Origin of the sequence: Bacillus sp. TH19, assembly GCF_016651075.1 — a bacterium.
In the GTDB taxonomy this organism is placed as follows: domain Bacteria; phylum Bacillota; class Bacilli; order Bacillales; family Bacillaceae_G; genus Bacillus_A; species Bacillus_A mycoides.
The window spans coordinates 1,812,226-1,824,632 of sequence record NZ_JAEKEO010000007.1 but is presented as its reverse complement, the minus strand read 5'-3'; the positions used below and the strand labels follow the sequence as shown (position 1 = coordinate 1,824,632).

Below are 12,407 nucleotides of genomic sequence, written 5' to 3'. Positions count from 1 at the left end.
TTTCACTAGATAAATTATAGTAAGCAACAACTCGAACTTCAATGGGCTTTCATATGCAATATTTCATATTTGGGTCCTACATGATATAAATAAAAAACTTATAATGATTATTTATTCTATACGTGCTAATATACTTATATTAAAATATAAATACATATCTTATATACTCTGAACTACATTACTCAACAGTTAAAACTTAATTTTTTATTGGGAGGATTTACAATGAAATTATTAAAAATAAAACATATAATTCCTTTATCTGCGGCAGCAATTACATTCGTATGTAATCAAGGTGTAGCTGAGGCTTCCACCATTCATACAGTAAAAAAGAATGATACACTTTGGGGTATCAGTAAACAATATGGAGTTTCAATACAATCTATTAAACAAGCAAATAATAAAGGAAAAGATCAAACTTTTATTGGTGAACAGTTACATATTCCAGGATCCATGAAATCAAATGAGGTCACTGTTCATCAAAACGACAAACCTAAGAACATCTCTGGACAAATTATTTATCAAGTACAGCCGGGAGATTCATTAGAAATTATAGCAAAGCGTTACAATGTTACCGTTCAATCTATAAAACAAATTAACAATACAGTCGGAAACAAGCTTTATACAGGACAACATTTAAAAATCAATTCAAGTATTTCAGAAAAAGAAAAAGACTTAATGGCACGCTTAGTTACTGCTGAGGCAGGTGGCGAATCATATAAAGGAAAAGTAGCGGTGGCGAAAGTTATCTTGAATCGTGTAAATGCAAATGGTTTTCCAAATACAATAACAGGTGTTATTTATGAACCTATTAAACGCGGATATGCATTTACTCCTGTTACCGATGGTAGAATTAATCAGCCTGCAAGCGCAGAAGCAAAAATGGCAGTAGAAGAGGCTATCTCTACAAATGGAATACATTCTGATTGGCTTTATTTTTATAATCCAAAAACTTCAACAAACAAATGGATTACGACACGTCAAACAGCAGCGGTAATCGGTAACCACGTCTTCGCTAAATAAAACTATAATTCTCTTCAAATTTATGCACTTAACAACTATTTCCAATGATTAGCAGACCTCTTCACTTAAAAGGTCTGTTTTTTTTATATGTAAGATTTTATTAATCATATGACATAGTGATCATTTAAATCTATTTCTTCTTTCAAATAAAAACATTTGTATTTACTCCACCACTCGGAGAAATTAAAAAAGCATCAAGTTCAAAAACTCCCTGTTTATTAATAAAAGCTATTTCTTAACTTCATAAAAGTGTTATACACTAAGAAAATAAAAAACAAACTATTCGTTAGCAGGTGAAAGAATATGTATGATGTTACAATTATCGGAGCTGGAGTAAGTAGCATCTTTATGGCTTATTCATTAGCCCAAAGTAACAAAAAGATTTTAATTCTTGATAAAGGTAAAGCGCTAAAAGATCGCCATTGTCCTTTAGACCAAGGAAAAGTGTGTAATTGTACTACATGTGATAAATATTTCGGATTTGGTGGTTTAGGAAAATCTGAAGGGAAATTTAATTATACAAATGGATTTGGTGGCGAACTTGAGCAAAAAGTAGGTAAAAAAGCTTTTATACAACTCATGGCTGAAGTAGATGAAATTCTATGTCAGTTTGGTGGAAGTTCCGTTTCAAAATATTCTACAGAAAATCTAAATCTCACTAAGAGAGCTGAAGCGTGTGGTTTACAAATGCTCACAACAGAAGTAAGGCATCTTGGCACTACACTTTCAAGTAACATTTTTCAGCAGCTCTACGAATTTTTACTTACGAAAATAAATATCCGATTTCATATAGATGTAGAGCATATCATAAGGCAGAAAGATCATTTTAGAATAGCTACAAATCAAGGGATAGTTCAATCTAAGCAACTCGTATTTGCAACAGGACGTTCCGGGGCTGATTGGTTAAAAGAAATGTGCTCTTCCCTTGAAATTGCACAGGAACAAACCCGTATAGATTTAGGTATTAGGGTAGAGATGAAAGAACATCAATTACGTTCTATATTAAAAGATACATTTGAGACGAAACTTTCTTATCAGCATGAACATTTCACGGCTACTACTTACTGTATGAATCCAAAAGGACGCATTATTCGAAAGTATGAAGAAGGTTTAGTTATGCCTGACGGTCAAAATTTTCGAGAGCAAGGAACTGGCACTTCTAACTTAAATTTCACTTTATTTATCCCGCGCTATTTTCCAACTCTCAAAGAAGCAAATGTATACGCAAGTTCAATTATTAAAAGCATTAACCAAGGACGAGATCGGATTGTTATACAGCGTTTAGAGGACTTAATAAAGAAACAACCTACAGCGGAGAACAACATGAAACATAATCGTATACAGCCTACACTACACGGAGATTATGGAGATTTGAATGAAGAAATTCCTCAATTATATATTGAAGGAATCAAAAAATTTTTATTACGTTTAGAACAATTTATCCAAGAACCTATCGATAAAGATACTTTATTATATGGAATTGATGGAAAGTTCTATGCTCCTACAATAAAAATCAATAACCACTTTGAAACAAGTATGAATGGGCTATTTTTAATTGGAGATTGTTCAGGCGTCACTCACTCATTATCTCAAGCAGCTGCAAGTGGTCTGTATGTTGGAAAATATTTATCAGGTATTTAAACTTTTTAATTAAGATGCCAGTCAAATGTTTTAAGTTTCACCAACACTTTACTTATCTAATAATAGCTTTAACGAAATTATTATCCCTCCCCCGCTGATGATTAAGCCACAAAGAATCAGGATTTTACGGGATATATTGAAAACACATGAAAAACTACATTCTATATAGAATGTAGTTTTCTACTAATTAATATAACCGTTTTCTTCAAGTTGACTTTTCTGGAATTTCAAACTTATTGAATGTCAATGGTTTAAAAACCATCTATTCATTTTCACTTTCATTTGTTCGATATTTTGTAACATCGCCGTAGTGTTTAATATGTTAGGATGTCTATAAGTATTTTTTACTACGACTATGACTTTTTCTGCTCTGTTTCAAAAAAATTAGATGTATGTTACTTCGCTTTAAAATTCTCCATTGTATGTATATGAATACTTCAAATTATTACCTTTAGAAAAATATAATCTAAATGGTTCACCACACTCTAATAGTTATAAAAACATAATATATAACCTTAGTTAAATAAACTCTATAAAGAAGGTGTAAAAATGAAGAATAAAATAAATTTACAAATGCAAAATATAAGCTTTGTTTTAATAATTGCTTTAGCAGTATGGTTAAAAACATATCTTATTACGCGATTCAGTTTTGATTTGAAAATTGAGTCTTCCACACAAGAACTTATTTTGTTTATTAGCCCTCTAGCTGCATCATTAGCATTTGTTGGATTAGCATTATTTGCAACTGGTGAAAAGCGAAATTATATAGCGCTATGTATTAATTTCTTATTAACTATAGTTCTCGTTGGAAATGTAATGTTCTATGATTTTTATAGCGATTTTGTTACGTTACCAGTGCTTGGACAAACATCTAACTTTACACAGTTAGGCGGCAGTATTAAAGAAATATTAAACTACAAAATTATACTCGCATTCGTAGACATTATTTTCTTCTTTATTTTGTTAAAGAAGAAATCGATAGTCTTTAAAACAGGACGTGTAACTCATTCTGCACGCTTGTTATATTTTCTCTTAACGATTGGTGTATTTTTTGCAAATCTACAGCTTGCAGAAAAAGAACGACCTGAATTATTAACGAGATCCTTCGACCGCGTAATGCTTGTGAAAAATTTAGGACTATACACTCATCAAGTATATGATTTAACACTACAAGTAAAAGCTGGATCCCAAAAGGCACTTGCAGATAGTAGTAAATTACAAGAAACTGAAAACTACGTAAAGGCAAACCATAGCGAGCCGAATCCTAACATGTTTGGTGCAGCTAAAGGAAAAAACGTAATTGTCGTTACTCTTGAATCCTTGCAAACCTTTTTAATAGGTGCATCCGTCAATGGTCAAGAAGTTACACCGTTCTTGAATGAATTCATAAATGAAAGCTATTACTTTGATAACTTTTTCCACCAAACTGGTCAAGGAAAAACATCAGATTCTGAATTTCTAATAGATACATCGTTGTATCCATTAAATCGAGGAGCTGTATTCTTCACGCACGGTAACAACGATTATACTGCGACTCCAGAAATTTTACGTCAGCAAGGTTATTTCACTTCTGTATTCCATGCGAATAACGCAACATTTTGGAATCGTAACATTATGTACTCTGCTCTCGGTTATGATCGTTACTATAATGAACTTGATTACAAAATTACACCCGAAACAAATTTAAATTGGGGATTAAAAGATATCGAATACTTTGATCAATCCGTAGATATATTAAAAACTGTTGATCAACCATTTTACGCTCGTTTCCTTACTTTAACAAACCATTATCCATTTACGTATGATGAAGATACAAAATTCATTGAACCATACAACTCTGGTAATGGCGTATTTGATCGCTACATCGTAACAGCACGTTACTTAGACGAATCAATTAAAAAATTTATTGAGCGTTTAAAAGCCGAGGGAATGTATGATGATTCTGTTATTGTATTATACGGTGATCATTACGGCATTTCTGAAAAACATAATCGCGCAATGGCACAGTTTTTAGAAAAAGATCAAATAACAGAATTTGATACTTTAAATTTACAACGCACACCTTTATATATTCATATCCCTGGCCAAACAGAAGGTCAAACTATCTCAAAGCCTACGGGACAAATCGATATGAAACCTACTATTCTAAATTTATTAGGGATTGATACTACTAACGATATCCGTTTTGGCCATGATATGTTTTCAGATGAATATACCGGTTTTGTTGTTTTACGTGATGGTAGCTTTATTACAGACAAGTATGCATATACAAATCATACTTTTTATAATCGAGAAACAGGTGAGGTTGTAGATTTACCAAAAAAGAAGCTCAAGAAATGATTAACCGTGCACAAAATGAATTACGAATGTCTGACAAAATTATTGAAGGCGATTTATTACGTTTCTCAGAAAGTAATAAAATTAAAACTGGAGAAGTAAAAACTAAAATTAAAGAAACTGAAAAGTAATCTATATAAAGAAAGGGAGCAACTCATTACGGTTGCTCCCTTTTCCCCTCTTATAACACATGATGCAATTTTATATAAAAAACTTGATATATTTTACTTTTATTCTACGCTTGTTTCTAAAGTTAAATCTGTATAGGCATTATCCTCACCTATATTTAAGATTACTTCACATTGACGTAATCTCAATTCAAAGAGCGTTATAGGATCATGATAAACTTCAGGGTTTGATTTCATTTTATGCAGTTTATCTTGTTTTTCTTTTATTTCTAAATGAGTGTTTTTTACAGCTTGTTCCAACGAGCCAAATGGATTTCTAAAGAACATATTAATATCCCGCTCTTGTGTGTTTTCAAATAGCTCAAACTGCAAGAAAAATTTCTTCATAATAGAAGCCGTTACATCGGTATAATCTTCATTTTCCAAATACTGTTTGTATTTGTTATATAGCATAGCTTTATTTTTAGGAAGAACTCCAAATAATTTACCGGCACTTTTCAGTAAAAATTGTGCTGGCGTAAATCGGCGTAAAATATTTACTTCTTCCATTTGTATTCTAGTTGTCATTCTATCAGTATCTCTGCGCCAGTCATCAATTACTTTAAAGTCACATTCTAACTGTATTCGATTTTCTCCAAATAAAGAATTAAGTCCTTCACTGGTTTCTGCTAAGTACAATTGACTTTGAAGGAGCTCGTTATTAGAAGTCGCAATCCAATTTTGCATAGAGCGAGCAAGATTAGGTAATACAGTTTGTTCTAGATATTGTTGCACCCTTTCATTCATCGCTGTATTTAGTTCAATATCAATGTGCCCAAAATCACTTTCTTCACTAATTAAATCGGAACAACTCTGCAATAGTTTCGGAATATGTTCTGTAAGATCATTAGTAATTTCGTTTTTCATTGTACGATATGTTTCTGTAATTAAATGAATTTTTCCTTCTCAAAAGCAGTAAGGTTATTAATACAAGCATTTAGTTTAACTAACATATCTTCATTCCAATTAATAGAATCCACTAGATTATTTTCCCTCTCGACGCGTTTATCCAAAAGATATGTAATTGTTTTTCGAATGAAAAACAATAGCTTTTCAGTACGTTCTGCATCGATATTTTTATGGTTAAAGTTAAAATGAATAAACTCAGTTAAATCGTTTAGTTGTTTACTATTTGTATATAACGAAGAATAAGGGAAAACTCTTGCATTAGGGAAATATGTATTTATTCTCACTTGCGTATCTTGTATAACTCTTTTTGCTTCTGCTTCATTGTAAATGTTATCGATTTTATTTAATAAGAAATGAACTTGTAGATTTGGTGTATGTTCTTGGATACTTAATAGAATGTCACGTTCTTTGTCAGTAAAAGGTGAATCCGTATTCAATACGAATAATAATTCATCTACAGAGTTTAAATATTCAAACACCTCATCTCTCGCGTCATTGTTCCTATTAAAGCTAGGTGTAACAACGAATGTAAGTTTATTTTTACTTAAAAACCTGCATGGTAATTTAAATTCAACACACGCTCTATCTCTATATGTTTGACGATGCACTGCCATCATGTTATGGAAATCAGAGAAATTCTCAGTTGTTGTAATTTCCGAATCTGTTATAGCGTTAATTTCTGTATAAGCGTCATTTTTAAAAACAACTACATTTGAGATTGAGTTTTCTAATATATTTTCTCCTAAAATAGAGTTAATAAATGAAGCTTTTCCGTTCCCTGAAGTTCCAGTTACTAATAGGCGATTTGTTCTTAAATCTGCAAGCTCACCAACTAACCAGCTAAATCGGTTACCCATTTCTAAATCATGTTCTTGTGCCCAGTGTGTAATAGATTCAAAAAGATGTAAACTATACTCTAAGCCATTCACATGATTAATAGAATATGACAGTAGGTCTTCTGCATCTTTTATATCCGCTGAATCTATTTTAGAAGGAAAAATCTCATCCCATGCCAATACTGCTGCAGATGGAAATACAGCATGAGATGGATTGACTACCTTTAACCAATTTGTTAACAGGTTTGGAATGATATCGTGTAATTGTCTAAGCATATATTGACCTTGAATTAATTCAAAGTATGTTTCTTCGTAAAGAGAAGAAATTTCGTCCCATATATCGGACGAATGTATTTCGATATGTATGAAAAATTCATTTATTGTGTTGAGCCATAATAAGTAATTTTGTTCATCTTTATAGCTGTGCCAAAGTGATGAAACAATTTGCGTAAATTGTACTTGATCTACATTATTTAATGTAACTAATACTTTATAAAAATAGTCTGGTGAAATATTTTTAGTAAATCCTTTATCGATATATTCTTTTAGAACCTCAAACCACGGATAAGATTCTGTTCGAATTAACTCGTTCACAGCAAGCTCTACTGCACTATCCAAATCTTGCTGTTCTTCATAAAAGGAACGGGCAATTGTTGTGACGTTTGGATAATCGGGATTTAAAGAAACCGCTTCTTTTATAACAGCGAAAGCTGAATCAAAATTATTTTGCTCGATGTAAAGAGACAGTAATTGCAGTACAATTTCAGTCATAAGTATTTTATTATCAGTAGTAATGGAAGTATACACGTTTTCAGCAACTGATAATTGGTTAAGTTCGAAGTAAGCATCCGCAATATTTTTTTGTGCCCATGGCGCTAATTCATTACTAACTTTCTCCCATTTAAAAATAGCTGCTTCAAAATCTTGATGGTGATAATAAAATTCACCTTGTGCAAAACGAATATAAGATCCATCAGAAATCTCATTTTTTTCTTCGTTTACATAAGCTTCTCCAAGTACTTGAAGAGGTGGGTGTGTTTCATTCTCCATTAGGAATGTTTCATAATACATCTTTTTTATTAATTGTTTTTCTAATCTCATCTTTTCCCCCACTATATCTCGAAAATACATTTTTTGAGATATGTCAATACTTTTTTGTATGTATGCTTTTTATCTTAACAAAGAATTCCTTTTGAAAAATTTCATTTTCCTTTCATTTTTCAAGTAAGATTGAATTTTTATGAGAAAAGTTTCAGTTTTTTTTCAATTCGCTTTCAGTTGTGAAACAACATTAAATGTTCCTAATAACCTAATAACACTATAATATTCCACATTATATTATCAGGAAAACTATATATATATTACATTATAAAAACAATCTATAACGAATATATATGCAATATTCCCTTCGCTAATAAATAAAAGAAATCATTATAATATATTTCTCACATTGTTTTCCTTTGAAATATTTCAGTAGTTACGTAATTAAATTCCATTAACCTATATAAATAACTAGTCCAAAAAAAATCTATATGCATATCATGTTATAGTAAAGAATTCAGGAAATCCTAAAAAGGAGGCATTTTCATGTTTGAAGATAAATCTAAAATAAATTACCCATATGAATTTACTGAAACTACAACAGTCCCTCTAAAAAACCCCATCAATAAAACTTTCAAAAACGGCTCTGGTACACATAACTTCCCAATTAAAAAGCATTATAAAGAGCAGGTTTTATATACTGAAAAAATTAATAATAATAAAAATAAATAACCGTATAGATCCTTATAACAATTAACCAAATAAGAATCAATATTTGGCCATGCATAGTTATGTGTTTAATAATGTAGAAATCCTTATTATACAATTTACGTACCTTTAAAAAGTGCTGATATACGGCGCTTTTTTATACATAGATAATAGAAGCACAAAAAAGGTATGGATATTTTCCACACCTTTTTTGTGCTTTGCTATTTATAAATGGAGTAGTACGTCCATGTTTATTTTACCTAATAGCACTTTAATGGCCCTTCTAGAAATCGTTGTATTGAATTTATATAATACCTTGAATATTTTGCGTCTATTTTTTCTTAAGGGATATTTATTCGGGTTACTTATTAGATTATCAATTATATTCCTTCCGATTCCTACTTTTTATAGGTCATTATTGCTCTATTATATATATATTTAAAAATTTACTAAGCGTTATTTCAAAGCTACTTAGTTTTCATAAAATATTTTTTGTTTCCGTTGGAACGAATAGGCTTTAATCTCATCTGTATCTAAATTTTCATGAAATAAATGAATAGCTATAATTTGTCTACAATCGTAGGTATGATAATAATATGTTCCGGACTCCATACACATTACGCTTGTATATATGGTATTATCTAATGTACCTTCTTCTGTTATTACTCCGCCTTTAGGAACCTCGCAATTTGATAAGATATGAAAAAGGGCTGATACTCCCTCTTCTTCGCTATCTATATCTTGAATGTTTTGTTTGCCATATGCTGCCCGCACAAACCTTGATGGTGGGGTAAAATCCCCTGGAAGTCCCATTGAACCTGAGCCCTGACCAAAAGCACTTAATGGTACATTACTCCACTCTGTTGGCGCGAATGGCTGCGATTTAAGGCCAATATATTGTCTTAAATTTTGTAAATGCCAATTAAACTCCGGACTATTCGTCATCACTCCTAGTGGGTTGTCATACATTTTTAATCCTTCATTTGTCGGCTCCAGTACAATGCACTCTCCCCATTTATCCGCTAAAATCCAATGTAGTGGTGGTGTAAGTCCTAAATCCGGTAATGGTATATCCAAAAAGGTAAGGCTATCTACAGATTTCTTTAACTCTTTGACAGAATTGAATTGTGTGAGACTCCAAGTCACAAAATCAAATGGAGCCAAATTCGTTTTGTTGTCATCTATGCTTTGACTATAAGTAGCGAATCCTGGAAAATAGAGTGTTGCACATGTCATACCTGCTTCATTTACTCCGTCCGCCATAATAATCCTTCCTTGATGATTAATTCCCATTCCGACCGTAGCATGTTTCGTATTGATGATTTCACCAGTTATATTATTCCACTGGTAATGCCGAGGAATGATTATTACTTCTTGATTCAAATCTAATGTGAAGTCCATCGTTCTTGCAAAAAGATGCTGACCGTTTTTTGTCTGTAATGTCAAACTAGTACACATAAAGAACACCCCATTTTATGGTTTTATCTACACTTTACATAATTCTGATAAATCTGTAAATTAAAAGCCCCTTTCCTTACAAAAAAATGAGAAAGCACATATAAATTACAAATAGGTTATCTCTAGTTTATAAATGAATTTTTAAAATATAGTTGCAAAAGAATTATATTAAAAAGGAGCGAATTGTTACTATCGCCCCTTTTTATTTCTCTCTATATTTTATTAAAATAACTGTAGAGAACATTGCTATTACATATTTATTTTATTTTCTTTCAACACATATAAATAATACTAGGCACTTTCAAACCGTTTCAAATAACTGGGAACGAACTTTTTCTCTTTGGACATTAACCCTACATAACCCTCTTAAACATCTTCTCCAACTCATAAGTAGAATGATGCACCAGAATCGGTCTTCCATGCGGACATGTATATGGGTTTGTTGTTGTACGAAGTTCTTCAAGTAAAGCGAATATTTGATCGTTCGTTAAGTATTGATTTGCTTTAATAGATGCTTTACAGCTCATCATGATGGCTGCTTCTTCACGTAGTTTTTTTATGTCTACTTTTTTCAGTTTTACGACTTGCTCCATCATCTCATCAATGATTTCTGTTTCTTGTCCTTTCGGGAACCACGTTGGATGCGAACGAACGATAAAGGATTGATGGCCAAATTGCTCTAAAAATAGTCCGACTTTTTTTAGTTCTTCCAGCTGCTCTTCGACACGTAAAAATTCAGTAAGAGATAAGTCAATACGGTACGGTACAAGTAGTTCTTGTACTTCTTGTGCTACTCTTCCTACTTTATCACGGAAATATTCATAATTGATACGTTCCTGCGCTGCGTGCTGATCAATCATATATAACCCATTATCATTTTGAGCGAAAATATATGTTCCGTGCATTTGTCCAATTGGATAAAGCGGTGGTAAATCATTACCGTTCATTTCAATCTCTTTTATTTCGTGAACTTCTTCTTCCAATTCCTCTAATTCAAAATCGTCATCGTTGCTAGTCCATTCCTTTTCCTCCCGAACCGTTTCCGGCTTAGAGGATGGCTGCCAGCTTTGCTCTTCTCTTACGAGTGACTGTGGTGGTTGCCATTCTTGCTTCGGCGGTTGCCACAGTTGTGCTGGTTGTTTTACAGTCGTTGTTTCTTCTTGTTTCTCATCCATTCCTGTTGGTAAAACGATGTTAGGCATAGATGATTCTCTCGGTTTTGTATGCTCAAACTTGAACTGTTCTTGCACACTTTCATCTTTTTCTTTTTTCTTCGTTGTTACACCAGCATCTGGAATGAGTTGTATTTTTTTGAATGCAGCTTGCAATGTTTCTTCGATAAGCTTTAGCAATTCTTGTTCTTTACTAAAGCGTACTTCTAATTTTGCTGGATGTACGTTGACATCAACAAGCATTGGATCCATTTCAATTGATAAGAAGCCGATTGGGTATCGTCCGATTGGCAATAACGTATGATATCCTTGCTGAATTGCTTTCATTAATACGAAATTTCGAACGTAACGGCCATTTACAATCGTTGACATATAGTTACGCGACGCTCTCGTTACTTCTGGTAATGTTACATATCCTTTAATTGTAAAGTCTAGAGATTCAGCTTCAATCGGAATAAGCTTCTTCGCAACTTGAATGCTGTAAATCGATGCAAGTACTTGTCTTACATCACCGTTTCCTGATGTATGAAGCAATTTCTTTTCATTATGAAACAGTTTTAACGATACTTCTGGGTGAGACATTGCAATACGATACACGATATCTGTAATGTTCCCAAGCTCTGTATGAATAGTTTTCATATATTTAAGACGCGCTGGTGTATTAAAAAATAAGTTTTGTACAGTAATATCTGTTCCTTTTCGGCTTGCCGTTTTCTCTTGTTTTATAATGTCTCCACCTTTAATACTAAGGTGTGTACCAGGCGCATCACCTGTGCTCGTAATTAACTCTAATTCACTCACTGAGGCAATACTCGGCAGGGCCTCTCCGCGGAAACCGAGCGTTCTTATACGAAATAAATCATTTTCATCTTTAATTTTACTCGTTGCGTGTCGTTCAAATGCAACGATACAATCTTCTTCAGCAATACCATCTCCATTATCGATGATGCGAATCTTCGATAATCCAGCTTCTTCTAAGTGGATTTCAATAGATGTACTATTCGCATCGATGGAATTTTCCACGAGTTCTTTTACAACTGAGGCAGGGCGCTCTACTACTTCTCCTGCCGCAATTAAGTTAGAGAGTTGATCATCGAGTTTGCGAATTTTCCCCATCT

At 32.6% G+C, this 12,407-nt stretch carries 5 protein-coding genes and 2 pseudogenes; 4 read left to right on the top strand and 3 right to left on the bottom strand.

Annotation, left to right across the window (positions count from 1 at the left end):
• The first annotated feature begins 222 nt into the window (after positions 1 to 222).
• The 3 genes and pseudogenes from JFU54_RS13275 (at position 223) to JFU54_RS13265 (ending at position 5,129) form a co-directional block, all read left to right on the top strand.
• Entirely contained in the window at positions 223 to 1,020 is a 798-nt protein-coding gene (locus JFU54_RS13275) for a cell wall hydrolase (RefSeq protein ID WP_002142834.1), read from the top strand.
• A gap of 303 nt (positions 1,021 to 1,323) precedes the next feature.
• Positions 1,324 to 2,661: an NAD(P)/FAD-dependent oxidoreductase gene (locus JFU54_RS13270; protein ID WP_002142835.1), complete on the top strand. Its 1,338-nt coding sequence runs from the start codon at positions 1,324 to 1,326 to the stop codon at positions 2,659 to 2,661.
• A 549-nt stretch (positions 2,662 to 3,210) separates the two neighbouring features.
• Positions 3,211 to 5,129 (top strand): annotated as a pseudogene (locus tag JFU54_RS13265) (LTA synthase family protein).
• A gap of 99 nt (positions 5,130 to 5,228) precedes the next feature.
• Here JFU54_RS13265 and JFU54_RS13260 read toward each other — a convergent pair.
• Positions 5,229 to 8,011 (bottom strand): annotated as a pseudogene (locus JFU54_RS13260) (dynamin family protein).
• A 486-nt stretch (positions 8,012 to 8,497) separates the two neighbouring features.
• Between JFU54_RS13260 and JFU54_RS13255 the strand changes: the two are divergent.
• On the top strand, positions 8,498 to 8,683 hold the full coding sequence (locus JFU54_RS13255) for a hypothetical protein (protein ID WP_000461142.1): 186 nt from the start codon (positions 8,498 to 8,500) through the stop codon (positions 8,681 to 8,683).
• Positions 8,684 to 9,130: 447 nt separating this feature from the next.
• Here the strand turns inward: JFU54_RS13255 and JFU54_RS13250 are convergent, their stop codons facing one another.
• Entirely contained in the window at positions 9,131 to 10,117 is a 987-nt protein-coding gene (locus JFU54_RS13250) for a choloylglycine hydrolase family protein (RefSeq protein WP_002088033.1), read from the bottom strand.
• A 353-nt stretch (positions 10,118 to 10,470) separates the two neighbouring features.
• Positions 10,471 to 12,405: a DNA mismatch repair endonuclease MutL gene (mutL, locus tag JFU54_RS13245; RefSeq protein WP_201064688.1), complete on the bottom strand. Its 1,935-nt coding sequence runs from the start codon at positions 12,403 to 12,405 to the stop codon at positions 10,471 to 10,473.
• Between the last annotated feature and the right edge of the window lie 2 nt (positions 12,406 to 12,407).

Coding starts and splice junctions, on each gene's coding strand:
- JFU54_RS13275 (WP_002142834.1), top strand. CDS start 223: ATGAAATTATTAAAAATAAAACATATAATTCCTTTATCTGCGGCAGCA.
- JFU54_RS13270 (WP_002142835.1), top strand. CDS start 1,324: ATGTATGATGTTACAATTATCGGAGCTGGAGTAAGTAGCATCTTTATG.
- JFU54_RS13255 (WP_000461142.1), top strand. CDS start 8,498: ATGTTTGAAGATAAATCTAAAATAAATTACCCATATGAATTTACTGAA.
- JFU54_RS13250 (WP_002088033.1), bottom strand. CDS start 10,117: ATGTGTACTAGTTTGACATTACAGACAAAAAACGGTCAGCATCTTTTT.
- mutL (WP_201064688.1), bottom strand. CDS start 12,405: ATGGGGAAAATTCGCAAACTCGATGATCAACTCTCTAACTTAATTGCG.